This is a genomic window from Diaphorobacter limosus (assembly GCF_033100095.1).
Lineage (GTDB): Bacteria > Pseudomonadota > Gammaproteobacteria > Burkholderiales > Burkholderiaceae_C > Alicycliphilus > Alicycliphilus limosus.
This window is the reverse complement of sequence record NZ_CP136921.1, coordinates 3,231,353-3,257,145: the sequence shown is the minus strand read 5'-3', so window position 1 is coordinate 3,257,145 and position 25,793 is coordinate 3,231,353. Positions and strand designations below refer to the sequence as shown.

Genomic DNA, 25,793 nt, shown 5'->3' with positions numbered 1-25,793 from the left:
CTTGATGGGAAAGCGCCGCCAGCTATTACCATGAGGGCGCGTTCACAGCTCTTATGCCGCGAAGGCGCCCGGCCCTCAGGCACCAGCAACCTTGCGCCCGCGCAGCCAGGCGAGCGCGAACAGGCCGGTCAAGGTCGAGAGCAGCAGCAGCGCCCATTCGGACAGCGTGGGAATCGACGCCGCCCCCACGGGTACGCCCATGGGCATCACCGGGCCACCCGGATCGGTGATGGCGCTGTTCTGCTGCAAATCGTCGTCGCCATCGGCACCGTCGGTGAGCGTCAACGTGATGGTGCTGCCGCTGATGGTCGCACCAGCGAACGGATACCAATGCGCCGTGGGGTTGCCCGCCATCTTGCCGTACTTGTAATACACCGTGCCCGCGGGCAGGAGCTGGAGACAAGTCAGCACCACGATGGCACCGGTACCCACGGCGCGTCGATGAGCTTCAGGTTCATCACGCCATGCCACGCTGATGAACGAGCCCTGGCCCGAGCGCTACTTCAGCGTGCCGGTGCGCTGAGACCCAATGAAAAACCGCCTTGCGGCGGTTTTTTGCGGGTCGTTCAGCCTTCGATTTCAAGGCGCCGTTCTATCCGTTCGATGCGCTCTGCCAAGCGATCCACGCGAACGCCCGTGCTGGCCGATCCCTCGTCAGCATGGGCCAGGTCCCGGCGCACGCCTGCCAGGCCCAGCTCGATATGCCCGACCCTGGCGATGACTTCATCCAGTTTGTGCTCGATGCGGTCTTGCCCGGCCTGAAACCGTTTCAGGTGTTCGAGGATCAAGTTTTCAACGTTTTCCATGATTTCAGTCTACTCCATGCTGAAATCAGCGAGAACACGCCACGCGCAATCACTGTGCAAAGACCTTCGCGGCTCAGGCGCCAGCAGCCTTGCGCCCGCGCAGCCAGGCGAGCGCCAGCAGGCCGGTCAAGGCCGAAAGCAGCCACAGCGCCCATTCGGAGAGTGTGGGAATCGACGCCGCCCCCATGGGTGCACCCAAGGGCACCACCGGGCCACCGGGGTCGCTGATGGAACCGTTGGCCGCCAAGTCGTCATCGCCATCGGCACCATCGGTCAGCGTCAGCGTGATGGTGTTGCCGCTGATGGCCGCGCCGCTGCTGAACGAGTACCAGTGGTTGGTGGGATTGACTGCGGTCTTGCCGTACTTGTAATACACCGTACCCGCAGGCAAGGGCTGCGGGTAGGTCAGCACCACGGTGGCTGCCGTGCCCGCCGTGCCGCCGCTCAGGCTCAGAGTCACGACGCCCTGCGGCGCGGCGAGGCCCGGCGGCAGGGGCGCGCCCAGGCTGGCCAGGGTTTGCGTGGTGGCCGCATCCAGATGCCAGCCACCCGCCGAGGGCAGCGCCACCACCTGCATCGGCTGGCCTGTCTGCGGCCCTTCCGGCAGGGTGGCGGCGGTGGCGGTGGCAAAGGCCACCCGCTGCACGGGCGCGCTCAACTGCCCCGCAGCCTCGGCCACCAGATAAAAGTCATAGCCGGTCGCCGCGCTCAGGCCGCTGGCGGCAAAGCTGGCGGGCGTGCCCGCCGCCATCGCGCCGCTGCCGTGGGCTGCAGGCGTCACGCCGCCGTAGGCCACCCCGGCCTTGACCTGCGCGGACGTCGGCACCTGGCTGCCGCTGGGCACCACCAGCCAGTAACCTGTGCCGGTCTTGTCGCTGGTACCCACAAAGGCCGCGCCGTTGCCGGTGGGCGTGCCCGAAAGCGCCACGGCGCTCAGCGCCGGCAAAGGGGCCAAAGACTGTCCCGCGCGCACCAAGCGAACGAGGAAGCTGTAGCTGCGGTTGAAGCTGTTGGCGTAGCCATCGTTGAAATCCACGTACCACGCGCTGTTCGAACCGTTGGCATTGGGCGAACCCGACCAGACGTCCGAAGACGGCGTTCCCGGGAAAACCGTGTCGTTGATGCTGGGTACGGTGCGGCATTCCTCCACCAGGCTGCGCAGCTCCTTCAGGTTGGGCAGGCGCCAATCGCTGTGACCGGCAAAGCTGGCCGCTTCAGCCGTGCTCAGGGCCGTGACCCAGTTCATGGGCGTGACCGTCCCGGTGCAGGCGCTGCCGCTCCAGCTTTGCCCCTCCAGGCATTGCTTCCACATCAGGCCGGTGCGGGGGTCGGTGACGGTTTGGTCGCCATGCACGGTGTAGGCGCTGTCGGGGTTGCTGGCCGGGATGTTGTCCTGGCAGGTCACGGCCTGGGCTGCGCCTGCGGACAGACCCAGGGACAGGGCAAGCAGGGGTGGAAATTTCATGACATGGCTCCTGGAGTGCAGGGGGTGGATGTGAGGGGATGCGTGCCTGCAAGGGCGCTGGCAGGCCCGATGGCGCACAACTGGCGGCGCTTGCGGCCGCTGTGCTGGTGGCCGGCTTCAGCCACCGCCAGCCAGGGCTGGCCAGCGGCGCTCAGGCGGCGCTGCAGCGCGGGCAGATCACGCGGGTGCAGGCTGTGGGTGGGTGGCAGGCCGGGGCGGCGGGTGCTGGGCGGCAAGCCCGCCAGGGCGCTGCACTCCCACCGGCTGCCTACCTGCACCAACAGGGCATGGCCAGGGTAGCGGCGGGCAAACCAGCGCCACTGGCGTGCCAGCGTGGGGGCCTGGGCGGGGCCATCCACGCGCTGCAAGGCGCCGTCGGGGCGTTGCCGCAGCCAGTGCGCCAGCCAGGGGTGGCGGGCCAGCACCTGGGCGCGTGTGCGGTGGCTGTGCGCATGTCGTATATGGCCCCAGTACGACGCCAGCATGGCGTGCAACTGGTCGGCCTGCTGCGCCGTGCAGTGCAGGCTGCCATCGCCGCGCTGCCAGTGCTGGCGGATTTGCGCAAGCTTGCCATGCAGATGGCCCAGCACGCGGCGGCGCACCAGCAGGTAATGCGGGCGCACGATGTAGCCCAGAAAGTCGATGCCATTGGCCACCGGGGCCAGCCGCCCGGCGTCGCGCAGGGCCAGGCCCAGGCGCTGGTGCAAGAAGGCCGTGATGGCGCTGCGCCACTGCGCCAGTTGCTGCGGGCAGTGGTGCAGCAGCACAAAATCATCCACATAGCGCACATAGTGGCGCACCTTGAGCTGGTGCTTGATGAACTGGTCCAACTCGTTGAGATAGACGTTGGCAAAGAACTGGCTGGTGAGGTTGCCTATGGGCAGGCCGATTTCGGGCGCGGCGTGGATGAGCTGCTTGTGCGCTGGCACGCGCAGCAGGTCTTGCACCCGGCCCTGGTAGCGTGCGCCCAGTGCCGGGTTGCCGGTGAGCAGTTGGCGGGCCAGCCAGAGCATGTGCGCGGCCTCATCCGGCGGGCAGTGGCGGGCGTGCGAAGTCGGGCGGCGCAGGTCGCGCTGCACGCGGGCTTGCAACAAGCCGAACAAGGTGCGGCGCTGGATGCTGTTGAAGAAGTTGGCAATATCGAGCTGCAGGTAATGCCCCGCGCCCTGCCCACTGGCCAGCGCCTGCTGGCTGCGGGCAAACGCCTGCAGGCGCCGCACGGCGGCGTGCGTGCCCTTGCCCTTGCGGTTGGCAAAGCTGTCTGCAATGAACACGGGTTCATACAGGCGCTCCAGCCAGGGCACCAGCAGGTGGTGCACCACGCGGTCGCCAAAGTCGGCGGCCAGAATTTCACGCGGCTTGGGGTGCAGGGTGACGAAACGGGTTGCGGGGGATGGGTGCCAGGCGTGCGTTTGCAAGGCGACGCTGGTCTGCACCAGGTTGTCCAACAAGTGCAGACCATAGCGCTGGGCCTTGCGTGTGCCCTGCTTGCCGCGCCGACAGGCTTGCCAGGCCTGGTGCAGTGCGGCAAAGCCGAAAACTGGCAATGCAGTGGGCACGGGATGCGCATCACTCTCCCGCGCGCACCAAGCGAACGTGGTTGTTGTTGCTGCGGTTGTCGTTGTTGGCGTTGCCATTGTTGAAATTCACGTTCCACGCGTTGTTCGAATTGTTGGCATTGGGCGAACCCGACCAGACGTTCGAAGACGATGACCCACCCACTTGTTTGCCCACCGGCCATCCCCAAGGTAGGCTGGTGGACGCTGCCATGCCGGCCAAGGCTTGCCCTGCACGGGTTCGTTACCTTGGCACGGCGGGGTGGGCGCACAGTGATGTCGGTTCACGCGGCGCCGGCTCCCTGGCGGGATGCCTGCGCCGCTACGGACCGCGCCTTTTTGCACCACCCCCCGCTCTGTTTGCCCAGCGCCACGGCAAGTTCTGCCAAGGCTTGAAACTGGGCGAATGAGGCAAAGGCCTGCAACTCTTTGGCCAGTTGCAGGCGTATCTTGAAGTCTTCCAGCCCCCACACCAGGCGCTCCAACACCACCACGCGGCGCTGCACATCGCCCTGCTGGGCCGCACGCGCCACCAAACGGCAAATGGCCATGGCCTGCTGGCGCAGCTCGCTGCCCAGGGTGTATTTGTGGTAGCGGGCAAAGTCGCGCACGGCCAGCTCCACCTGCAGCAGCAGGCGCTGCGCGTCGCGCCACAGCGGCAATTGCCGGTAGCGCGGGCCGCGTGCACTGGGGTGGTTCATGGGCAGACAGGGGAAAAAGCAAAATCACTGTCCCGCGCGCACCAAGCGAACGCGGCTGCTGCTGCTGCGGAGGCCGTCGTTGGCGTTGCCATAGCCGAAATTCACGTTCCACGCGTAGCTCGAATAACCGGCATTGGGCGAACCCGACCAGACGTACGAAGACGGTGTATTCGGGAAATAAGTGGGGTCGATGGCCGGGTTGCTACGCCCCAGGTCGGCAATGCCTTCGAGCTCCTTGACGGTGGGCATGCGCCAGTCGGTGTGGCCGCACAGGTTGGTGGCGTTCACGTCGGCCACGTATTTTTCGGTGTCGCAGCGGCCTTCGGTCTCGCAAGTGCCACCGCTGGCGGTTCCGGCGTTGCCATCGGGGCTGCCCGTCATGTACCAAGAATAGGTGTGGGCTTGGCTGCGCAGGCCGCTGGTGGTCTTGACCTCCCAGATCAGGCCGGTGACGTTGTCGCGGGTGCAGGCCCAGTCGCCGGGGCTGCTGCCCAAGGCGGCATTGGCGGGCAGCACGCTGCCGTTGTTGGCGATCTTGGTGTAGTCAAAACCATTGGCCACGCCGTTGTTCGGGGTGCTGGCGCCCACTTTAGTCAGCGCACCATCGGCTGCGGCCTTATCACGCCCGTAGTGGCAGTCTTGCCCGGCGGGGTGGCCGCTGTCGCAGGTGGTGGCGTTGCCACTGGTGGCGTGGCCGCTCCAGGTGATGCCGGTGTCGTTCAGGGGGCGGGTTTGCGCCTGCGTGGCGGGGGCGGAGCACAGGGCCAGGGCCAGCCAAGGCAGGAGCGCGAGAGGGCGAAAGTCTGGAGTTGCGGTAGAGATCATGCCAAGTGTCCTTGGGTGGGTGTCAGAAAACAAGACGCAAAAAAGCGCCGTCCAGGCAGGCCTGGACGGCGCTTCAAAAGGCGAATGGAGAAAAAGAGGCGCTAAAGCGGCTCGGCTCGGCTCGGCTCGGCTCGGCTCGGCTCGGCTCGGCAGTTAGGTTGCAATTGGCGTAAAAGTTCGGCATGGCCTTGTTGTTTTTTGCAATGCTGGTGCGCAGCCCTCCCGGCAAGCGCACGGTCGCCCGAGTGTAAGCAATTTTTTCCGCCTGGTTTTCCGGGTTATCCCTCGGCTCGGCACGCTTGCTTTTCGCAACTCCTTGGCTCTTTGGCAGAGCGTTGACAAGTCATCAACCATCGTCCTTGGCAAACAGCATTTTTTCATCGAGCAGGGCCTGCACGATTTCGGCTTGTCGCTGATCGCGGCGGCGTTTGGGTGCGGTGCGGTGGGGCGCCTGGGCCGCCAGCCAATGCTTGAAGGCGACGAAGCTGGAGGGCTCCACCGTCTCAGGATCGGACTTCGCTCAGCAGGTCTGGGTGGCGATCCAGCAGCCTGAACAATTTGACCAAGGCCAGGGGCGGTTTGGTCTTGCCAGTCTCGTAGCGCGAGAAGGCATTGACGCCGCCGCCAAAAATTTCGGCCGCTTCACGCTGGTCCAGGTCGAGCTTCTTGCGCACGTCCACGATGAAAGCCGGATCGACGATGGCTGCGTTGATCTGTTTGGAAAAGACGCGCATCTCGCGCATCACACGCCGGGATTCGGCATCATCCAAAATGGACTCGGCGCAGGCAGGGCAGAAGTCGCCCGTCACCGCCGCAATCGTAGTGGTCTCACCCTTGTAGGTATAGGGCAGGTCGCGGGTGTCGTGGATCAGTTCGGCACCGCCGCAGACAGGACATTTCATGGTCATAGCTCCTTGAAAGACACGATCAGGACGTCTTCAACGACCGTCAGCTTCAGGTACACGTCGCCCGCCCGCGTGTTCGGTCGATACACGTCCTGCCAGATCGTGTGATCGGCATGGGTTGTCATGCTCTTGTAAAAGTCTGCCTGCGTCAGCGCGAGCACCACGCTCAGCATTTCGGTATAGGAAAACCCCAACTCGTTCGCGCCATTGCGCGCCGTGTGCGTGGTACGCACCTTGCCTGCTTCAACCAAGGTTTTGACGATGGTCAGCTTGCAATGAGGCGTCCCCTTTTCCATGGATCAATTTTAACCAAAATGGTTTTATTTGGCAAACAGGTTAGTCGTCCTCACAGCCCGTGTGCGCATCGTTTTCAAGTCGCAAGAGAAGGGCACGCGCCCAATACCTCGGCTTTCAATCAAACACTGGCCACCCACGGCCCCTGCACGAACTGCGCCTCATCCGCCCCGGGCCAGGGCGGCAGGGTGATGGCCACCGCGCTCAGGGGCGCGTCAAGCGCCGCGCGAAACTGAAAGCGCGTGCCCACGGGTATCGACAGGCACAGGCCGGGTTCAAGCGCCAGCACCTCTTCGCGCGCATGCTCGCCTTCGCCCTGGCGGCGCCACATCTGCCCGCGCCCTTCAAGCACGTACCACAGCTCTTGCACGCTGGCGTGCACTACCGCCTTGGCCACAGCCCCTGCGGGCAGGCGAAAGTGCGCCATCGAGCCTTGCTGCTCGAAGGCCAGCAGGATGCGAACCTCAGAGCCGTCGGGCGCGAGTACGTCGGGCGCTTGGGGCAGGTGGCGGTGTGCGAAGGCGGTCATCGCGGCGGGCTCACCAAGCACTTGTGTTTGCCCCGGCGGCGGCATCCATCGGCCCGTCGATCGCACGGCGCATGGTGCGGATCAGGCGCTCGGCCAGCACCGGGTCGGTGAAATTGGAAACCGGTGCCGCCTTTTGGGCTGCTCCGGTGTCTCCGTCCTCCAGCGGCAGCGCCTTGCCCGCGCAGGTGGTCTCGCGCGCGGCGGGTGGCTGGCCCAGCAGATGGCCCCAGACGTTGAGCTCGACGCAGTCGGTGCCATAGAACAGCAGGCCATGGCCGCCTTCATCCTGCACGTGCACCATGCGCGCGGCGGGCAGTTGCTCGAAGGTACGCTGCGCGCCGGCGGCGGGCGTGGGCACGTCATACGCCGATTGCAGCATCATCAGCGGCACGTCCTTCAGGCGGGTGAGCGCGGGCTTGGTGTAGCTGGCGCGCTCTTGCCAGTGCAGGCAGGGTTGACTGGCAACGTTGCGGGTGGAGACGAAGGGCAGTTGGCGCGCCAGCGCAAAGCCGGCATCCACCCAATAGGACAAGTCCTTGTGCGGCAACGCTTCATCGTTGCAGACCACGGCGTTCCAGACCGAATCGTCATTGTCCAGCGCCAGCGGTTTCGAGCGCCCGAGATACCTCGGGTCTTGCTGGGCAACGATGGTGGCGGCCAGGCTCCCGGCGATCGAGCGGTATGCCGTGTCAAAGCGCGCATGGGGCAGCGTCGGTTCGCTCTTGAGCGCGGCATCGAGCTCAGCGGGCGTGCGCCCCGCATCCAGCAGGCGCTGTGCTTGCACGCCCGCGCGCAGCGCGGCCAGGTAGGCGGGCAGTTTGCTCTGCTCGGTGCGGTGGGCCAGCGTGGCGCCGCGTGCCTGGCTTCGTCCAGCGCTTTTTGCAGGCCCTGGGCCAGCGTGGCGCCGCGTGCCTGGCTCTCGTAGAACAGCAGCTCGGCCTTACCGTCATGCACGCGCTTGAGACCCGCCACGACCGAGGCGTCGGCGCCCAGCGCGGCCAGTTTCTTGAGCAGCGCCGGTGTGGGCAAGCCATCGCTGCCCAGACCCACGGCCACGGGCATGAGCTTTTGCGACACGGCCTTGTCGGGCGCCTGGTCCAGCACGTTGCCGATATGCGCGGCCAGGCGGCGCGGCGAGGCGTAGGCGGTGAGCGGCGCGTCGGCCGCGCACAGGCCCTGGGTGGCAAGCTGCTCGCGCAGCACGCCGGCAAAGGCGTCGCCGAGCTTTTGCAGGGCCTTCGGAGGCAGTTCTTCGACGAAGAGTTCAACAAGAAGGTTTGAATGGGTCATGGTGTGTGATCTTGTCTGACTCCCTCTCCCGCTGGCGGGAGAGGGTGGGGGTGAGGGTGGGCTCGGGCTGGGCGCTGGGCCCTGGCACCCCCTCACCCCTGCCCTCTCCCCCAAGGGGGAGAGGGAGTGTGGTTGCTCCTCAAGCCGCTTTTTTCTGCTGCTGCTCGGCCGCCTTGGCCAGCTCCGCCAGCACCTCATCGGCATGCGCCTTGGGCGCCATGGGGAAACCCAGGCGCGCGCGGCTGTCCAGGTAACTCTTGCCCACGGCGCGCGCCAGGTTGCGGATGCGGCCAATGTAGGCGGCGCGCTCGGTAACGCTGATCGCACCGCGTGCATCCAGCAGATTGAAGGTGTGCGCGGCCTTAAGCACCTGCTCGTAGGCCGGCAGCGCCAGCTGCTCGCCCATCAAATGCTGGGCCTGCTTTTCATGCGCGCCAAAGGCGGTGAACAAAAACTCGGCATCCGAATGCTCGAAGTTGTAGGTGGACTGCTCGACCTCGTTCTGGTGGTAGACGTCGCCATAGGTCAGGCCATCCGTCCAGGTCAGGTTGTAGACGTTGTCCACGCCCTGCAGGTACATGGCCAGGCGCTCCAGGCCGTAGGTGATCTCGCCCGTGGCGGGCTTGCAGTCGATGCCGGCGACCTGCTGGAAATAGGTGAACTGCGTCACCTCCATGCCGTTCAACCACACCTCCCAGCCCAGGCCCCAGGCGCCCAGCGTGGGGTTCTCCCAGTCGTCCTCGACGAAGCGGATGTCGTTCTTCTTCAGGTCAAAGCCCAGCGCTTCGAGCGAGCCCAGGTACAGCTCCAGGATGTTGGCCGGCGCGGGCTTAAGCACCACCTGGTACTGGTAATAGTGCTGCAAGCGATTGGGGTTGTCGCCATAGCGCCCGTCCTTGGGCCGGCGGCTGGGCTGCACGTAGGCGGCTTTCCAGGGCTCTGGCCCCAATGCTCTTAAAAAAGTAGCTGTATGCGACGTACCGGCGCCGACTTCCATGTCGTAGGGCTGCAAAGCGCGCAACCCTGGTCGGCCCAGTAGGTTTGCAGTTTGAGGATGATTTGTTGGAAGGTGAGCATGGCTGGGGGCGATTCGGTAAGGGCGTGCGGCCGGGCGCACGCGAACCGGTCATTTTAGGCGCTGCAACAGCGCTGGCCTTCCCCCCGGCCTTTCCTCCAGCGGCTCAGCCCAGCGCCCGCTGCGGCGCGGTACGCGCATGCGTGGTGTAGAGCGTCAGGCCGGTGAAGGCCAGGCCACCCACCAGATTGCCCAGCACCACCGGGATTTCGTTCCAGACAAGATAGATGGGAGCTGATGCGGTGGACATCGGCAAGACCATCCACCCGCACCCCACGCTGGGTGAGAGCATCGGCATGGCCGCAGAGGTGGCGCATGGCAGCTGTACCGATGTGCCGCCTGCGCGCAAATAGACCCGCCTTCAAACTGCCCAGACAAGGCCCGAACCGGCAACGGTTCGGGCCTTGTGCTTTGCGTGCCCAAGCAATCGCCGCAGAATACTGTGCATTTGTACAGTATTCATGCAAACCACTGCAAACCCCAAGCTCTACAGCCCGCGCCACCCCGAACGCACGCTGCTGTACCAAACGGTAGCCGAGCACTACGAGACCTGGCTAGAGTTGGCCAGCGCGGGTCAGTTCGACGGCCAGGGCGATCACCACACACCCAAGCCCTATGTGTGCAAGGCGTTTGCAAAATATCTGGAGTGCGGCATCTTTGCCCATGGCTTTGCCCGCGCTCGCTGCGGCGACTGCGGGCACAACTACTTCGTGGCTTTTTCCTGCAAAGGCCGTGGTGTCTGCCCCTCGTGCACCACACGGCGCATGGTGGAGACGGCGGCACACCTGAGCGACCACGTCTTCCCCCGCCTGCCGGTGCGCCAGTGGGTGCTCTCCGTGCCCAAACGGCTGCGGTACTACATGCAGCGCGACAGTGCCACGCTCAATATGGTGCTGCGCATCTTCCTGCGTGTCATTGCACAAAGCCTGCAAGCCCATTGCCCTGGCGCGGCCAATGCAGACAAGGCGAACCTGCACATCGGCGCAGTGGCCTTCATTCACAGGTTCGGCTCCAGCCTGAACGAACACGTCCACTTCCACGTCTGTGTGGTGGACGGGGTGTTTGAGGAAGTGGAGGGCGAGGGCGATGCTGATGCGACCCCTCGAATCTCATCGCCGGGTGTCATCTTTCACGCGGCCAGCGGCATCGATGCGGCGACCGTGGCCCAAGTGCAGACCACCCTGCAAAAACGCATCCTGCGCGCCTTCGTTGCTCGGGGCCTGCTGGAGAACTGTGACGCCAAAGACATGCTGGGCTACAAACACAGCGGCTTCTCGGTGGACGCCGGTGTCTGCATCGAAGCCCACGACCGCGCTGCGCTGGAGCGGCTGCTGCGCTATTGCGCGCGTCCACCGTTTTCCATGGAGCGCCTACGCAAAGAGGGAAGCAAACTGGTGTACCGCTGTGCCAAACAGCGCAGCGAGCCCACCAGTGACAGCGTGGTGGCAAGGCAGATGAGCTGCACCTCACACCGCTGGAACTGATCGACCGCATCGCCGCGCTGGTGCCACCGCCACGCACCCACCGGCACCGCTACTTTGGTGTGCTGGCACCAAACTCGCCGCTGAGAGCGGCGGTAACGGCGCTGGCTCAGCCTGCTGCGTCGCAACCAGCCACGGTGGAGACTGCACAACCTGGCGCGGGCGTACCTGGGGTGGCGGCGCCGGGCAACGCGGCCACACCCACACCCGAACCTGAAGCACGCCCGAAGCGAGCGGCGCATTACTTGTGGGCGGTGCTGATTGCCCGCATCTACGAGGCATTTCCGCTGCTGTGCCCCATGTGCGGTGGGCAGATGCGCATCATTGCCTTCATCACCCACAGCGCCGAAATCCGCCACATCCTGAACCACATCGGGGTGGAGTCTGCCCCCGCACATCACCCCGGCACGCGGGCCACCGCTGTGGGAGGGCTGCGACGCGCCGGTGGATGATGGTGCGCAAGGCGAGCCGGATTGGGATCTGGCAGCTCAACCCGACGAGGTAGACCAGCGCGTCAATTGGTGACCCAGTGAAGCGGCGGTATCCATCGCTGCGGGGAAGCAGCTGCGCGCGCGCCAGGCCCAAATGCATACTGCCTCCCAAGCTCTTGCCATTGAGCGGCAAGCGAGCGCTCAACCTTCCTTGGCCGAACGTGTTTCGAGGCCCAAAACTCGCGCCATACTTGGCCTCATGCGGTTGAATTTCCTATCCGTGACATCGATGCCGTAGAACTCCTGACCTTCCACCGTGTAGTGGGCGGTAAAGCCGCCCAGGAAGACCTGGGCGCAGAACAGCGCCACCACCAGGAACAAATACTTGCCCAGGGCGCGCTGCGACGGGGTGAGCGCCACGCGGGTCAGGGGGTCATGCTTGGGCGGCACCGGATCCTGCTCGTCATGGTCGCGCAGGAAGGCCCAGCCCCAGACCAGAAAGCCCACGCCGGCCATCATGATGATGATGCTCATGATGGACCAGACCATGTTCTCGCTATCCGTCGTCCTCATGCGGTTGAATTTCCTATCCGTATAGATGCTGCAGGCCACGCGCTCGCCCACGCAGCCCGACAGCGCCGCGCAGCGCGGCGGCAGGTGGTCGGTGCCGCGCAGGCGGCAGGTGCGGGCGGCGACGGGCAGCGCCAGGCCATTGGGCACCGCGCCGCCTCCCGCCTGTGTTTCCATGATCGAGAAATCCACCCGGAAGGTGGCGCAGCAGGCGCCGCAGCGCTCGCAGGGGCTGAGATTCGCTGCCATGTTTTTCATGGCAAAGCTCTTGAATGAATACTTAGGTTCTTAGTTCCCGGGGGTATGCACACCGGTGTGATATTCGACCGCGAAATAAGTGGCGCCTGCACGGGTCTGTATTCCGGGAACTATGGTCATCGGTGTGGTTTTGCATTCTAATTTGCATGCCGCGGCCACTTGGCGAAGCGGGCTACCACCGACAAAGGAAGAAATTATGCGTACTGACATGTTCCAGCAGGTGCTGGAAGAGCTCAAAGGTTCGTCTGCCGACGTTGAGGCATCGGCCCTGATTTCCACCGACGGTCTGATGATCGCCTCGGCCCTGCCGGCCGGCATGGACGAAGACCGCGTGGGCGCCATGTCCGCCGCGCTGCTGTCGCTGGGCGACCGCGCAGTGCGCGAACTGGCCCGCGGCACGCTGGAGCGCGTGCTGCTGCAGGGCGAGCGCGGCTACGTGATCATGAGTTCGTCGGGCACCGAAGCCGTGCTGACGGTGCTGGCCAAGCAGAACGCCAAGCTGGGCCTGCTGTTCCTGGACATCAAACGCGCCGCCGAGGCGCTGTCCAAGCTGATCTGAGGAGGGTTTCGCCATGGCTTTCCCCCCGATGCAGCCCGCCGCGGATGCGGACCAGGCGCGCCAGCACACCTACCACGACGGCACCAGCCGCACGGTGCAGGTGAGCGAGCGCGAGATTCCCTACCCCGAAGGTCGCCTGATCATCTCGCGCACCGACCTCAACGGCGTCCTCACGCACGCCAACGACGCCTTCATCGAACTCTCGGGCTACACCCGTGAGGAACTGATCGGCCAGCCGCACGCCGTCCTGCGCCACCCCGACATGCCGCGCGCCACCTTCAAGGACCTGTGGGACACCATGAAGGCCGGCAAGAAGTGGCACGGCTACGTGAAGAACCTGCGCAAGGACGGCTCGCACTACTGGGTGTACGCCACCGCCGTGCCCAACATCCGCAACGGCCAGACCGTGGGCTACACCTCGGTGCGCCGCAAGCCGTCACGCAAGAAGATCGAAGAACTGTCGGCCGTCTACAAAGAGTGGAAAGCTGCCGAAGGGAGCACCTGATGACCTTGAATTTGCTGATTGCCCCCGACTTCGCGCCCGAGCGCTTTGCCGGCTGGCACATGCTGAACACGCTGCTGCAGAAGCGCTCCGGCCTGCAACTGCACCTGCTGACGCCCGCATCGGCCGCCGAACAGGCGCAGCTGATCGCCGAGGGCAAGGTGGATGCGGTGTATGCCAACCCGTTCGACGCGGCGTCGATGATCCGCGACGCCGGCTACCAGGCCATCGCACGGCCGGTGGGCAAGTCGGACGAGATGGTGATTGCCACGGCCGCCGGCTCGGCCGCCAACACGGTGGAAGACCTGCAGCCCGGCTGCAAGATCGCGCTGACCGACAACAAGGACGTCAAGCTGATCGGCCTGCGCCTGCTGGAGCCGGCCGACCTGACCGAGGCCGACATCCAGTGGCAGATGGTGGACACCTACCAGGCCGCCGCGCGCATGGCCATCAAGGGCGAGGTCGACGCCAGCTTCTTCCTGGCCGAGGCCTACCACTCGCTGTCGAAGCTGACCAAGTCGCAACTGAAGGCGCTGATGGAAAGCAAGCTGGCCGACATCACGCATGTGCTGCTCACCAGCGCCAAGGTCGGCGCCGACGCCGAGCGCGTGAAAGAGGCGCTGGTCGGCCTGACGGGCACGCCCGACGGCCAGCCGGTGCTGGACGAGCTGGGCATCGCCGGCGGCTTCGAGCCGATGACGCAGGAAGACGCCGAGTTCATGATCGACCTGATGGACACGCTGCTCGATTGATGCGCAACGCCCAGCACGGCCTGTCCGCCAGGCAGCAGTTCCGCCAGGCAGGTCGCCGGGTGCTGAATGCGCCCGCCGACCTGGCGCTGCACGAGCAGCGGGTGAACGCCGCACTGGGCCTGGAGGGCGCCGAGCCGCTGCAGGGCGCCCTGGCCGACTGGCTGCATGGCTGCGCGCCCGATGCGGCGCGCTTTCAGGCCCTGCTGGCGCGTGCCGACATTCAGCCGCGGCTGGCGCCGTTCGTGCTGCAGGGCCTGCAGGCGCAGGCTGCCAGCGGCCGCAAGCTGCCCGCCGCCAGTGTCTGGGCCACGCGCTGGAGCGTGCTGGTCGCGCCCTCGCTGGACGTGCCGCGGCGGGCGCTGCTGTGCAGCGTCGACGATTCGCGCCGCATCGCCGCCGAGGCGCTGCCGGCGCTGCTGGCGGGCGACGCGCAGGCCGAGCAGGACTTTCTCGCGCACTGCGAGGGCGCCGGCGATTCGCTGGGCTTCATGCTGGTGCGCCGCGCGCTCACACGCGAAGGCCGGGCACTGTCGCCACAATGGGAAGCCGTGTCGCTGGCTTTGCAGAACGGAGTGATCCAAGCATGAAGAACATCCTCCTGATGGGCCTGACCGATCATGAGGCCGCTGCCGTCGAGATCATGATCGGCATGAACTGGCGCGACCACCGTTGCATCACGCTCAAGCGCGAGCTGCCGCTGGCCATCCCCGAGCAGCACGCCGCCGCCCGCAGCTGCGAAGCCTGCGTGCTGGATCTGTTCGGCCTGGGCATGCGCAAGTATTCGCCGGCCAACGCCACGCGCCTGATGGAAGTGATGGCCGGCCGGCCGGCCGTGCTGCTGACCGGGGGCGACGGCGGGGGCTGGCTGGAGGCCAAGCTGCCGCTGGCCAAGGGCCAGCACATCGGCTGGGTCGGCATGCCCTACACCAGTGCCGGCCTGCGTGACGCGATCAAGAAAGTCAAGGAAGCTGCCGAACGCATGGTGCCGCCGGCGGCCGCCGCCGTGGCCGCTGCGCCCGCCGCCATGCCGGGCAGGGCGCGGCCGGTGGTGTCGCTCGACGTCGAGCCCGCGCTGCCCGCGGCGGTGGCCGAAGCCGAGCCCGCGGCCGTGCCGGCCTGGCGCCGCGCCATGGAACTGGCCGACCAGCTCAAGCGCAAGGCGGCGCCGGTGGTCAGCGCGCGGCCGGCGGCCCGCGCTGCCGTGACCGAGGCGGTGCTGGCCAACCCGCCGGCACGCCGCCCGGCAGCGCCCGTCGCGCCGCCACCCACGCCGGCTCCCGAGCCGGCACCCATGCGTGCACGTGCCTCGGCGCCGATGCCGCTGCCGAAGGCGCAAGCATCTTCCGTCTCCCTGGCGCCGCCGGCCACGCGCATGGCCACCGACGCGGTCGGCCTGGGCAAGGGTGCGCTGGCGGCGCTGCTGCAGGTGTTTCCGCTGCTGCGCGACCAGCCGCTGATCGGCTTGACCGAAAAAATCATTGGTCACGACGGCCCGATGCTGCTGCGCATCGGCACCGATGCGGCCTTCGTCACCCACACGCGCGCCGGCTGGCTGGCCTCCGGGCTGCGGGTGTCGGCCCTGCCGAAGCTGCTGCGCACGCCCAGGCTGGTGGAGAGCGTCCGCGCCGAACCGCTCGACCCCGACCACGTCGAGGAGACGGTGCGCCAGCGCTTCGACGGCAAGTTCCACCGCGCGCAGAAGCCGCTGGACGTGATTACCTGGGAGCTGGTGAGCGACGTGATGCGCGACATGAAGCTGCAGCGCCAGGGCGACCTGACGTTCCAGCTGCGGCGCTTTCCCAACTTTCCGATGCTGGCCGGCGTCGGCCCGCTGGACGTGCAGCTGGCCGCCATCTGTGCCCGCATGCCGCAGTCGATCTCGGAGCTGCTGCGCGCGTTTCCGAAGCACGAGCAGGACGTGCTGCGCTTCGTGGTGCTGTGCGTGGTGTCGGGCCTGGCCAAGGTGATTCCGGGCGGGCCGGTGGCGGCCGGCGCCGTGGCGCCGCCGCGCGCGGCGCAGGCCCAGGCGCCGGTGGCCGCGGCGGCGCGCAAGCCCGAGGTGGCGGCGCGGCGCGGCTTCTTCAAATCGCTGATGGACAAGCTGTTCTAATTTTTTGACGCCATGGCCAGTATCTACAAGCTCGTGTTCGCCGGCCCCGTGGGGGCGGGCAAGACCACGGCCATCCAATCCCTGTCGGACATCGAGGTGGTACGCACCGAGGCCAACGCCTCGGACGACGTGAAGACCCTCAAGAAGACCACCACGGTGGCGATGGACTACGGCCTCATGAAGCTCGCCAGCGGCGACCAGGTGCGGCTGTACGGCACACCGGGGCAGAAGCGCTTTGACTTCATGTGGGACATCCTGACCGAGAACGCGCTCGGCCTGGTGCTGATGCTGCGCGGCAACTCGCCCGACCCGGTGGCCGACCTGCGCACCTACGTGACCGAGTTCCGCGACTTCATCGACCGCACCTCGCTGGTGGTCGGCATCACGCATTCCGACCAGGGCGGCTGGCAGACGCGGCAGATGGTGTCGCGCGAGCTGGTGGCCATGGGCTTGCCGCCGACGGCCATGGACACCGACGCGCGCAGCCGCGCCCACATGGCGACGCTGGTCAAGGCGCTGATCTACGGCATCGATCCGTTCAACAACGCGGAAGAGTGATGAACGAAACCCCTGTCAGCGCCGACGCCCCCGCGGACGACCCGTACCTGGTGCTCACGCCCGCCGGTGCGCTGCACGCCTACGGCGAGCGCGTGCCGGACGAGACCAGCGCCATCCTGCAGACCCTGATGCCGCGCGGCGCCTCGCTGCGCCGCAGCGCCTGGCTGGAACTGGCGCCCGAGCACCGCACCGTGCTGGCGCGCGCGCTGTACGAAGGCTGGGTGCACGAGGTGCAGCGCGAGCTGCGCGCACCCGACGTGCGGCTCGACAACTACCTGCCGCATGCCATTGCCGGGCTGTCGGGCACGCGCACGGCGGCGCTGGCCTCGGACGAAGGCTTCTGCCTGGCGCGCGTGGGCTATTCGGAGGAAGAGGCCGAAACCCTGTGCGTGGTGGCAGCCGATTTCTTCGACTTCGCCAAGCGCCAGAAGCAGCGCGGCTGGACGGGCACCGGCCGCGCCGTGTCGTTCCACGAAGGCATCGACATGCTGCTGCCCACCACCACGCTGATGCTGTTCTGGGTGGATGGCACCGGCTACTGGCTGATCCTGGGCGGTGAGCCGCTGCTCAACAACCGCGCCCTGGTCGAGCTGATCTGGGGCATCCGCACCGCGGGCACCAAGTTTGCGGTGCGCGAGACCACGTCGATCGCCAGCCAGATTCTGTCGATGTAAGCGCCGCTGCCGTGGGCGGTGCGCGGCCTATCTCACTCTGATGATGGGGGAGTATCGGTCGCCAGCGCCCGTCTGTCGGGCGCTATCGGCGGCCTATACGGGGAGTATAGGAGTGGGCCGCGTGCGGCAAGCCGGCGAGGCGGCGTCCATCTCGGGCCAGCCCGCGCCCACGATTACCGTGTCAGGCCAGCCGGCCCAGCAGCAGGTACTCCATGAGTGCCTTCTGCACGTGCATTCGATTTTCTGCCTCGTCCCACACCACCGACTGCGGGCCGTCATCAGGGTCAAGAAGGGCCTGTTCCCCTGGGCCGCCTCGGGCCGCGCCATTGCCAACGGGCGTGACGAAGGCTTCACCAAGCTCCTGTTTGATGATTCGCCCGAGGCCCATGGCCACGGCAAGATCCTGGGCGGCGGCATGGTCGGCACGCATGCGGGCGACATGATCGGCGAGATCGCCCTGGCCATCGAGATGGGTGCGGACGCTGTCGACATCGGCAAGACCATCCACCCGCATCCAACCCTTGGCGAATCCATTGGCATGGCGGCGGAAGTGGCGCATGGCAGCTGCACGGATGTGCCGCCTGCGCGCAAGTAAGTCCGCAGCCAAGCTACCCTGACAAGGCCCGAACTGGCGACGGTTCGGGCCTTGTGCTTTGCGTACCCAAACAATCGCCGCAGAATACTGTGCAGTTGTACAGTATTCATGTCAGCCACTACCAAGCCCAAGCTCTACAACCCACGCCACCCCGAACGCACGCTGCTCTACCAAACGGTAGCCGAGCACTACGAGACCTGGCTAGAGTTGGCCAGCGCGGGTCAGTTCGACGGCCAGGGCGACCACCACACCCCCAAGCCCTTCGTGCGCAAAGCGTTTGCCAAGTATCTTGAGTGCGGCATCTTTGCCCATGGCTTTGCCCGCGCTCGCTGCGGCGACTGTGGGCACGACTACTTTGTAGCCTTCTCCTGCAAAGGCCGGGGAGTCTGCCCCTCGTGCACCACCCGGCGGATGGTGGAGACGGCGGCACACCTGAGCGACCACGTCTTCCCCCGCCTGCCGGTGCGCCAGTGGGTGCTCTCCGTGCCCAAACGGCTGCGGTACTACATGCAGCGCGACAGTGCCACGCTCAATATGGTGCTGCGCATCTTCCTGCGTGTCATTGCACAAAGCCTGCAAGCCCATTGCCCTGGCGCGGCCAATGCAGACAAGGCGAACCTGCACATCGGCGCAGTGGCCTTCATTCACAGGTTCGGCTCCAGCCTGAACGAACACGTCCATTTCCACGTCTGCGTGGTGGACGGGGTGTTTGAGGAAGTGGAGGGTGAGGGCAGCGCTGATGCCCCAATGCAAGCCTCTGCGCCAGGTGTCGTATTCCACCCGGCCAGCGGCATCGATGCGGCGACCGTGGCCCAAGTGCAGACCACCCTGCAAAAACGCATCCTGCGCGCCTTCGTTGCACGGGGCCTGCTGGAGAGCAGTGACGCCAAAGACATGCAGGGCTACAAACACAGCGGCTTCTCGGTCGACGCCGGTGTCTGCATCGAAGCCCACGACCGCGCTGCGCTGGAGCGTCTGCTGCGCTATTGCGCCCGTCCACCCTTTGCCATGGAGCGCCTGCGCAAGGCCGGCAGCGAGTTGATCTACCGCTGCGGCAAGCAGCACAGCGAACCCCGCAGCGACTTCTACGCTGACAGACGCGGTGCCAAGGCAGACGAGCTGCACCTCACACCGCTGGAACTCATCGACCGCATTGCCGCCCTGGTACCCCCGCCGGTTGTGTCGCAATAGCGGCGCCGAGGCGGCAAATGGCCGTTGATGTCGATCGGTTTCAATGAGCCAAGCTGTAAAACTGGTCGGCGGCGGACATGGTGTTGCCACTCGGGCAGCGCTGCTGCCCTTTCTTGATCATGTGCATGGTCTCGATGCCGGCGATGATGCGTCTGGCGGACCAGAAAGACTTGAACCCCATCATCGGTCGGGTTCGTCGCTTGATCGCCCGGTGGTCCTGCTCGACGATGTTGTTGAGGTACTTCGACTGGCGCAGTTCAATTGCCACGCCGCTGTCGGCGATCAAGCCTCGCACAGCTGCGGTGTTGGCGCCGCTCTTGTCAATCGTGATCTTTTCGGGGACGTCATGCAAGTCAATGGCACGCTCGAAGAATCGGCGGGCCGCCGCTACATCGCGCCGAGCGGTGAGCAAGAAGTCCACGGTGTACCCGAGCTTGTCGACGGCGCGGTATAGATACTTCCACTGACCGCCGACCTGGATATACGTTTCATCGACTCGCCAGGAGCGCCCCACCGGACGCTGGCGCCGGCGAAACACCTTGGCCAGCACCGGCAACATCTTCAGTGCCCAGCGGTGAACCGTGGCGTGATCGACCTGGATGCCGCGTTCAGCCATCATCTCTTCCAGGTTGCGCAGGCTCAACGGGTAGGCCGCGTACCAGCGAACGCACACCAGCATCACTTCCAGCGGATAGTGCAGCCGTTTGAGGACCCCACGCAGGACCGAATTCTGGAGCTGGAATGACAACGCTTGCATCATCAAATCCTAGCCGTTCCGCTTATTGCGACACAACCTGCAGGCGCGCCCACAGGACCTGGCGGTTGGCCTCGTCTTCCAGCACCTTTTTCTTCACATGCTCCAGGCCGACGCGCGCCACGTAGTGGGTGGTGCGCTCCAGGTACCAGCCTTCTTCGCGGTAGAGCTGCAGGAAGGCGCCGCTGACCTCCATCACCTCCTCGGCGGTTTTCACCTTGGTGAAGAAGTGCGCCACCTCGGTCTTGATGCCGCCGTTGCCGGCGATGTGGATCTCCCAGCCCGAATCCACGCCGATGATCCCGACGTCCTTGATGCCGCTCTCGGCGCAGTTGCGCGGGCAGCCGCTGACCGCCAGCTTGACCTTGTGCGGCGCGTACATGCGCCAGAGCGCGCGCTCCAGGTCGCGCCCGAGTTGGCTGCTGTCCTGCGTGCCAAAGCGGCACCATTCGCTGCCCACGCAGGTTTTCACCGTGCGCAGGCTCTTGCCGTAGGCGTGGCCGCAGGGCATGGCGATGTCGTTCCACACGCCCTGCAGGTCTTCCTTCTTCACGCCCAAGAGGTCTATGCGCTGCCCGCCCGTGACCTTGACGCCGGGGATTTTGTATTTGTCCACCACGTCGGCAATGCGGCGCAGCTCGGCCGCGCTGGTCTCGCCGCCCCACATGCGCGGCACCACGCTGTAGGTGCCGTCTTTTTGGATGTTGGCGTGGCTGCGCTCGTTGATGGCGCGGCTTTGCGGGTCGTCCAGCGCCTCTTTGGGCCAGGTGCTGATCAGGTAGTAGTTGATGGCCGGGCGGCAGCTGGGGCAGCCGTCGGGCGTCTTCCACTCCATGAAGGCAAAGACTTCTTCCTTGCTGATGAGGTGATTGGCGCGGATGGCGTCGCGCAGCGCCTGGTGGCCGTGCTCGGTGCAACTGCACACCGGCTTGGCGGCGCTGGCGGCGGCGTAGGCGCCGCCCACGGTGGCCATCAAAATCTGCTCGACCAGGCCGGTGCACGAGCCGCAGCTGGCGCTGGCCTTGGTGTGCTTGCGCACCTCGTCGACGGTGAACAGGCCTTTTTCCTTGATGGCCTTGCAGATGGTGCCCTTGGTCACGCCGTTGCAGCCGCAGACCTCGGCCTCGTCGGGCATGGCGGCGGCCTGGTTCTGGCCGGCGTGACCGCCGTCGCCCAGGTTGCTTTCGCCAAACATCAGGCTGGCGCGCAGCTCGGCCACGCTGCGGCCCTCGCGCAGCAGCTTGAAGTACCAGCTGCCATCGACGGTGTTGCCGTACAGGCAGGCGCCGACCAGCTTGTCGTCCTTGAGCACCAGCTTTTTGTACTGCCCGGCGCCGGGGTCGCTCATGACGATTTCTTCGGTGCCCGCGCCACCCATGAAGTCGCCGGCCGAGAACAGGTCTATGCCCGTGACCTTGAGCTTGGTCGAGGTCTGCGAGCCCAGGTAGCGGCCTATGCCGAACTCGGCCAGGTGGTTGGCCAGTACCTTGCCCTGCTCGAACAGCGGTGCCACCAGCCCATAGGCCGTGCCCCGGTGCGCGGCGCATTCGCCCACGGCGTAGATGCGCGCGTCGGTGGTGGTCTGCATGGTGTCGTTCACCACGATGCCGCGATTCACATGCAGGCGCATGGATTCGGCCAAGGCGGTGTTGGGGCGTATGCCCACGGCCATGACGACCAGGTCGGCGGGGATCTCGCTGCCGTCCTTGAACCGAATAGCACACACGCGGCCGTCGGCATTGCCCAGCAGCTCTTGCGTCTGCGCCTGCATCAAAAACTGCATGCCGCGCTCTTGCAGCGCCTTTTGCAGCATCTGCCCGGCCACGGGGTCGAGCTGGCGTTCCATCAGCCATTCGCTGGCGTGCACCACGGTCACCTGCATGCCGCGCTTCATCAGGCCGTTGGCCGCCTCCAGGCCCAAGAGGCCGCCGCCAATGACCACGGCGTGGCGGTACTGCGTGGCCGCGTCAATCATGGCCTGGGTGTCGGCAATGTCGCGGTAGGCCAGCACGCCGTCCAAATCCTTGCCGGGGATGGGCAGCATGAAGGGGTTGGAGCCCGTGGCCAGGATCAGCCGGTCATACGGCACGCTGATGGCCTGGCCGTCTTTGCCGCTGGCGTGCACGGTGCGCCGCGCGCGGTTCACTTCGTTCACGGTGCAGCCGGCGTGTACGGTGATGCCGTGCTCCTGGTACCAGGCCCAGTCGTTGAGCACGATTTGCTCCAGCGTTTGCTCGCCGGCGAGCACCGGCGAGAGCAGGATGCGGTTGTAGTTGGGGTGCGGCTCGGCGCCGAAGATGGTGATGTCGTACAGGTCGGGCGCGATCTTGAGCAGCTCTTCGAGCGCGCGCACCCCCGCCATGCCGTTGCCCACCAACACCAGTTTCATTTTTTCCATGGCTCCCCCTTGCCTTGCGTGTGGATCCGGCCAGCGGGCAGTCATGCCGCATATGGCCCATGGCCGCCATCGGCCACGCAGGGTTCAATGCAACGACCGTGCCAACGCGGGCACAGGGGGCAATGGCCAGCGGCTACGGTGTTTTGCCGGGTCTTGGTGCAAGGCCCTGGTGCGGCGCACCAAAAAAGGCCGTTGGCGGCGAAGCGTCCATGCAGGCCATGCCTGCGGCGCGCGCTCGCCCGGGGTCTTGCCCGCGCCCACGGCGGGCACGGGGCGTGGGCATCCCTATCGCTCTCGACTACGGTGCTATCTTTTGCTTCAGCGCCCGCGCCACCGGCCGCGGCAGGCTGGGCAGCGACTTGAGCAGCCAGGGCAGCAGCTTGCGCTTGGCGCCGCTGAGCGACTCGGGCACCAGCGCCTCGATCAGGTGCGGGCCGGGCGTGGCCAGGGCGTATTCCAGCGCCTGGGTGAAGTCCTCGGCCGTGCTGGCGCGCACGGCGTGCACGCCCATGCCCTGGGCGAGCTGGGCGAAGTTCAGGCGCGGCCCGGCCAGGTCGAGCTGGGCGCGCGCCTTGGCGCCGCCTTCGCCCGCGCCCACGCGTTCCAGCTCCACGTTCAGCACCGAGTAGCTGGCGTTGTTGAAGATGATGCTGACCACATGCAGCTGCTCCCGCGCCATGCTCCACAGCGCCTGGATGGTGTACATGGCCGTGCCGTCGCCGATCAGCGCGATCACCGGGCGATCCGGGCAGGCAATGGCCGCACCCACGGCATTGGGCAGGCCCTGGCCGATGGCGCCGCCGGTCAGGGTGATCAGGTCGTGGCGCGGGCAGCCGGCCGTCATGGCGCCCAGCATCAGGCCGCTGGTGATGGCCTCGTCGATGAGGATGGCGCCCTCGGGCAGCAGGTGGCCCACGGCCTTGCAGACCTTGGGCGCCGTCAGCCGGCCTGTGGGGCGGCCGGGGCGCAGCGGCGCCTGCAGCCGTGGCTGGGCCTGCTGCGCGCCCAGGGCAGCGCAGAGCTTTTCCAGGCTGGCCAGCGCGTCCTGCTCGGGCGCGGCCAGGGTGTGCACGCTGCAGCCGTCCGGCACCAGATCGCTCTTTTTGCCGGGGTAGGCAAAGAAGGACACGGGCGCCTTGGCATCGACCAGGATCAGGTGCTCCAGGTCGGCCAGCTGCACGCCGGCCATTTCGGCCAGGTAGGCGATGCGTTCCACCGCCGGCAGGCCGGCGCCGCGCGTCAGGCGCGTGGGGAAGACCTCGGCCAGCAGCGGCACGCCGGCCTGCGCGGCGATGCGCGCGGCGGCCAGCAGGCCGGGTTTGCGCAGCGCCTGGCCGCCCAGCAGCAGGGCGGTCTTCTTGCCGGATCGCAGCAACTGGGCGATGGCCTGCACGCTGGCATCGTCGGCAGCGGGCGCCGCAGGCACGGCGGGCGGGGCGCAGGGCTGGGCGCCTTCGCCCCAGGAGACATCGGCCGGCAGGATCAGCGTGGCCACCTGGCCCGGCAGGCCGCGCGCGGCCTGCACGGCGTCCACCGCGTCCTGGCACAGCGCCTCGGTGCTGGCGCTGGTGCGCACAAAGCCGGGCGAGACGTTCCTGGCCACGGTTTCTATGTCGGACTGCAGCTGCGCGTCGTACTGGGTATGCGTGGTGGCGTGGTCACCGACGATGTTGACCACCGGCACCTTGCCCTTGCGTGCGTTGTGCAGATTGGCCAGGCCGTTGCCCAGGCCGCAACCCAGGTGCAAGAGCGTGGCGGCGGGCTTATCCGCCATGCGCGCGTAACCGTCGGCCGCGCCCGTGGCCACGCCCTCGAACAAGGCCAGTACGGCGCGCATGCGTGGCTCGCTGTCCAGGGCGGCGACGAAGTGCATCTCCGACGTGCCGGGGTTGGTGAAGCAGACCGCTATGCCGGCGTCGGCCAGGGTCTTCATCAATGCTTGTGCGCCGTTCATGGTGAACTCCTTTTTTAATAGCTGCATGCGATTGCTGGATAAGCGATAGCGGCTGTTTTTGTTCAAAATTTAACGGTTACGCCACAGCATGATGTTCAGCATCTTGCTGGCCAGGCCGGCATAGGGCGGCTGCAGGAAGTTGACGGTGCGCAGCGGCCCCTGTTGGAACACCGGGCGCAGCTTGGAGAAGGTCAGGAACCCCTCGTACCCGTGGTAGTGGCCCATGCCGCTGTTGCCCACGCCGCCAAACGGCAGGTGGTGCTGGCCCACGTGCAGCAAGGTGTCGTTGAGCGTGACGCCGCCCGACAGCGTTTGCGTCAGGTAATGCTGCTGCAGCGGGCGTTCGTGGCTGAACAGGTAGAGCGCCAGCGGGTGCGGCCTGTCGTTGATGTACTGCGTGACCTCGTCCCGGTTTTGGTAGCCGAGGATGGGCAGGATCGGGCCGAAGATCTCGCGCTGCATGACCTGCATGCCGTCGTGCACGTTCAAGAGCGCCACCGGCGGCATGATGCGCCGGGCCGCGTCGCCGCTCTTCCCCGGCGCCAGCGGTACGGCCTGCGCGCCCTGGGCGATGGCATCTTGCAGCATGGCCTGCAGCCGGTCGTACTGGCGCTGGTCGATGATGGCGGTGTAGTCGCCATTGCACAGGTCGGGGTAGCGCTCTTGCACGACGCGCTGTGCCTGTTGGATGAAGGCCTGCTCCTGGCCTGCGGGCACGAACAGGTAGTCCACATTGGTGCAAATCTGCCCGGCGTTGAGCATCTTGACCCACAGGATGCGCTCGGCCGCCTTATCGAGCGGGTAGTCGGGCGCGACGATGGCGGGCGACTTGCCGCCCAGCTCCAGCGTGACGGGCGTGAGGTTGGGCGCGCAGTTGGCCATCACGGCGCGGCCGGTCTGCGGCGAGCCGGTGAAGAACAGGTGGTTGAACGGCAGCTGGGTGAACAGCGGGCCTATGCTGCTGCCGTCTTCGCCACGATCGGCAAAGACGCTGACCTTGTCGGCCGCAAAGTAGCGCGGCAACACCTCTTGCAGCAGGCGCGCGAGTTGTGCCGAGTTTTCCGACATCTTCACCATCACCCGGTTGCCCGCCGCCAGCGCGCCAATCATGGGCTGCACGGCCATGGCGATGGGGAAGTTCCAGGGCACGACGACGCCCACCACGCCCAGCGCCTGGGGCTGCACCCAGGCCCTGGCCAGCGGGTACTGGCTGATGTCGAGCGGGCGCTTTTCGCGCCGCATCCAGCGCGGCAGGCGCTTGATGGCGTCCAGCAGCCCTTCCTGCGCCTGCAGCAGCTCGGTCATCAGGGTCTCGAAACGGCTCCTGCAGCCGTAGTCGCGGTTCACAGCGTCGACCAGGGCCTCGCGGTGGTCCACCAGCAGGCGGTGCAGGGCGCGCAGGTCGGCACGGCGTTCGGCCAGGCTGGGGCAGCGCTGCTTTTGAAAGGCGGCGTGCTGCGCGGCGAAGCAGTCGCGCAGGGGCTGGGGGATGTGGGTGGGCACGTTGGGCACGTTGGGCCGTTGAGGCAGCGGGGACAGGTGCTGGGCGTCGTTGTGCAT

The 25,793-nt window shown here is 66.4% G+C and carries 23 protein-coding genes and 9 pseudogenes; 10 read left to right on the top strand and 22 right to left on the bottom strand.

All coding sequences use genetic code 11. The features are described from left to right. Positions 1-75: 75 nt before the first annotated feature. The 15 genes and pseudogenes from P4826_RS15635 to P4826_RS15565 form a co-directional block, all read right to left on the bottom strand. The gene (locus tag P4826_RS15635; protein WP_317701284.1) at positions 76-432 is read right to left on the bottom strand and encodes an IPTL-CTERM sorting domain-containing protein; all 357 of its coding nucleotides are present in this window, start codon (positions 430-432) and stop codon (positions 76-78) included. 134 nt (positions 433-566) lie between these two features. Continuing rightward, positions 567-806 (bottom strand): hypothetical protein, encoded by a 240-nt coding sequence (locus tag P4826_RS15630; RefSeq protein ID WP_317701283.1) that lies wholly within the window; start codon positions 804-806, stop codon positions 567-569. Between the two features lie 73 nt (positions 807-879). Next, positions 880-2,271 (bottom strand): IPTL-CTERM sorting domain-containing protein, encoded by a 1,392-nt coding sequence (locus tag P4826_RS15625; RefSeq protein ID WP_317701282.1) that lies wholly within the window; start codon positions 2,269-2,271, stop codon positions 880-882. Next, positions 2,268-3,830 carry an RNA-directed DNA polymerase gene (locus tag P4826_RS15620; RefSeq protein ID WP_317701281.1) on the bottom strand — a complete coding sequence of 521 codons (1,563 nt, stop codon included), beginning with the start codon at positions 3,828-3,830 and terminating at the stop codon, positions 2,268-2,270. The genes P4826_RS15625 and P4826_RS15620 overlap by 4 nt, the downstream gene beginning before the upstream one ends. A gap of 10 nt (positions 3,831-3,840) precedes the next feature. Continuing rightward, complete coding sequence (locus tag P4826_RS15615; RefSeq protein WP_317701280.1) at positions 3,841-4,041, bottom strand: Lcl domain-containing protein; 201 nt, start codon at positions 4,039-4,041, stop codon at positions 3,841-3,843. Between the two features lie 70 nt (positions 4,042-4,111). Continuing rightward, positions 4,112-4,528, bottom strand: coding sequence for a four helix bundle protein (locus P4826_RS15610; protein ID WP_317701279.1), 417 nt, complete (start codon positions 4,526-4,528; stop codon positions 4,112-4,114). Between the two features lie 24 nt (positions 4,529-4,552). Next, positions 4,553-5,353 carry an Lcl C-terminal domain-containing protein gene (locus P4826_RS15605; RefSeq protein ID WP_317701278.1) on the bottom strand — a complete coding sequence of 267 codons (801 nt, stop codon included), beginning with the start codon at positions 5,351-5,353 and terminating at the stop codon, positions 4,553-4,555. 346 nt (positions 5,354-5,699) lie between these two features. Next, complete coding sequence (locus P4826_RS15600; protein WP_317701277.1) at positions 5,700-5,852, bottom strand: GSU2403 family nucleotidyltransferase fold protein; 153 nt, start codon at positions 5,850-5,852, stop codon at positions 5,700-5,702. A gap of 4 nt (positions 5,853-5,856) precedes the next feature. Then, positions 5,857-6,255 carry a type II toxin-antitoxin system MqsA family antitoxin gene (locus P4826_RS15595; protein ID WP_317701276.1) on the bottom strand — a complete coding sequence of 133 codons (399 nt, stop codon included), beginning with the start codon at positions 6,253-6,255 and terminating at the stop codon, positions 5,857-5,859. 2 nt (positions 6,256-6,257) lie between these two features. Beyond that, positions 6,258-6,554, bottom strand: a complete 297-nt coding sequence (locus P4826_RS15590) for a type II toxin-antitoxin system MqsR family toxin (protein WP_317701275.1) — start codon at positions 6,552-6,554, stop codon at positions 6,258-6,260. Between the two features lie 119 nt (positions 6,555-6,673). Further along, entirely contained in the window at positions 6,674-7,081 is a 408-nt protein-coding gene (locus tag P4826_RS15585) for a cupin domain-containing protein (protein WP_317701274.1), read from the bottom strand. 10 nt (positions 7,082-7,091) lie between these two features. Then, a complete protein-coding gene (locus P4826_RS15580) occupies positions 7,092-7,865 on the bottom strand; it encodes an alpha/beta hydrolase (RefSeq protein ID WP_317701273.1) in 774 nt (257 codons plus the stop codon). Positions 7,866-7,942: 77 nt separating this feature from the next. Then, positions 7,943-8,371: pseudogene (locus P4826_RS15575) on the bottom strand (glycine--tRNA ligase subunit beta); the annotation flags it as partial. Between the two features lie 139 nt (positions 8,372-8,510). After that, positions 8,511-9,448: pseudogene (gene glyQ, locus P4826_RS15570) on the bottom strand (glycine--tRNA ligase subunit alpha). Positions 9,449-9,552: 104 nt separating this feature from the next. After that, positions 9,553-9,672: pseudogene (locus P4826_RS15565) on the bottom strand (formate/nitrite transporter family protein); the annotation flags it as partial. Positions 9,673-9,907: 235 nt separating this feature from the next. Between P4826_RS15565 and P4826_RS15560 the strand changes: the two are divergent. Continuing rightward, positions 9,908-11,452, top strand: a pseudogene (locus P4826_RS15560) (transposase). A 185-nt stretch (positions 11,453-11,637) separates the two neighbouring features. Here P4826_RS15560 and P4826_RS15555 read toward each other — a convergent pair. Further along, positions 11,638-11,913 (bottom strand): annotated as a pseudogene (locus P4826_RS15555) (nitric-oxide reductase large subunit); the annotation flags it as partial. A gap of 39 nt (positions 11,914-11,952) precedes the next feature. After that, positions 11,953-12,177: pseudogene (locus P4826_RS15550) on the bottom strand (YkgJ family cysteine cluster protein); the annotation flags it as partial. Positions 12,178-12,382: 205 nt separating this feature from the next. On the opposite strand from P4826_RS15550, the gene P4826_RS15545 reads away from it, so the two are divergent. From P4826_RS15545 to P4826_RS15515, 7 genes are read left to right on the top strand one after another with little or no spacing between them, the layout of a single operon-like run. After that, a complete protein-coding gene (locus P4826_RS15545; RefSeq protein WP_111868878.1) occupies positions 12,383-12,745 on the top strand; it encodes a roadblock/LC7 domain-containing protein in 363 nt (120 codons plus the stop codon). 13 nt (positions 12,746-12,758) lie between these two features. Beyond that, entirely contained in the window at positions 12,759-13,250 is a 492-nt protein-coding gene (locus tag P4826_RS15540) for a PAS domain-containing protein (RefSeq protein ID WP_317701272.1), read from the top strand. Next, positions 13,250-13,999 (top strand): phosphate/phosphite/phosphonate ABC transporter substrate-binding protein, encoded by a 750-nt coding sequence (locus tag P4826_RS15535; RefSeq protein WP_180551334.1) that lies wholly within the window; start codon positions 13,250-13,252, stop codon positions 13,997-13,999. The genes P4826_RS15540 and P4826_RS15535 overlap by 1 nt, the downstream gene beginning before the upstream one ends. Beyond that, positions 13,999-14,586, top strand: coding sequence for a hypothetical protein (locus P4826_RS15530; protein ID WP_317701271.1), 588 nt, complete (start codon positions 13,999-14,001; stop codon positions 14,584-14,586). The genes P4826_RS15535 and P4826_RS15530 overlap by 1 nt, the downstream gene beginning before the upstream one ends. Continuing rightward, the gene (locus P4826_RS15525) at positions 14,583-16,109 is read left to right on the top strand and encodes a hypothetical protein (protein ID WP_317701270.1); all 1,527 of its coding nucleotides are present in this window, start codon (positions 14,583-14,585) and stop codon (positions 16,107-16,109) included. The genes P4826_RS15530 and P4826_RS15525 overlap by 4 nt, the downstream gene beginning before the upstream one ends. 12 nt (positions 16,110-16,121) lie before the next feature. Beyond that, the gene (locus tag P4826_RS15520) at positions 16,122-16,667 is read left to right on the top strand and encodes a GTP-binding protein (RefSeq protein ID WP_180551338.1); all 546 of its coding nucleotides are present in this window, start codon (positions 16,122-16,124) and stop codon (positions 16,665-16,667) included. Then, a complete protein-coding gene (locus tag P4826_RS15515) occupies positions 16,667-17,341 on the top strand; it encodes a hypothetical protein (protein WP_180551339.1) in 675 nt (224 codons plus the stop codon). Before P4826_RS15520 ends, P4826_RS15515 begins: the two co-directional genes overlap by 1 nt. 181 nt (positions 17,342-17,522) lie before the next feature. Here P4826_RS15515 and P4826_RS15510 read toward each other — a convergent pair. Beyond that, positions 17,523-17,627, bottom strand: a pseudogene (locus P4826_RS15510) (ornithine carbamoyltransferase); the annotation flags it as partial. Here P4826_RS15510 and P4826_RS15505 point away from each other — a divergent pair. Further along, positions 17,619-17,936, top strand: a pseudogene (locus tag P4826_RS15505) (dihydrolipoyl dehydrogenase); the annotation flags it as partial. The pseudogenes P4826_RS15510 and P4826_RS15505 sit on opposite strands and share 9 nt — an antisense overlap. A gap of 108 nt (positions 17,937-18,044) precedes the next feature. Next, positions 18,045-19,112 (top strand): annotated as a pseudogene (locus tag P4826_RS15500) (transposase); the annotation flags it as partial. Positions 19,113-19,167: 55 nt separating this feature from the next. On the opposite strand, the gene P4826_RS15495 reads toward P4826_RS15500, so the two are convergent. The 4 genes from P4826_RS15495 to P4826_RS15480 form a co-directional block, all read right to left on the bottom strand. After that, complete coding sequence (locus P4826_RS15495) at positions 19,168-19,887, bottom strand: IS6 family transposase (RefSeq protein ID WP_279860607.1); 720 nt, start codon at positions 19,885-19,887, stop codon at positions 19,168-19,170. Positions 19,888-19,906: 19 nt separating this feature from the next. Next, positions 19,907-22,279, bottom strand: coding sequence for a nitrite reductase large subunit NirB (gene nirB / locus P4826_RS15490; protein ID WP_317701269.1), 2,373 nt, complete (start codon positions 22,277-22,279; stop codon positions 19,907-19,909). A 298-nt stretch (positions 22,280-22,577) separates the two neighbouring features. After that, entirely contained in the window at positions 22,578-24,233 is a 1,656-nt protein-coding gene (locus tag P4826_RS15485; protein WP_317701268.1) for an acetolactate synthase large subunit, read from the bottom strand. Between the two features lie 69 nt (positions 24,234-24,302). Next, positions 24,303-25,793 (bottom strand): coniferyl aldehyde dehydrogenase, encoded by a 1,491-nt coding sequence (locus P4826_RS15480; protein WP_317701267.1) that lies wholly within the window; start codon positions 25,791-25,793, stop codon positions 24,303-24,305.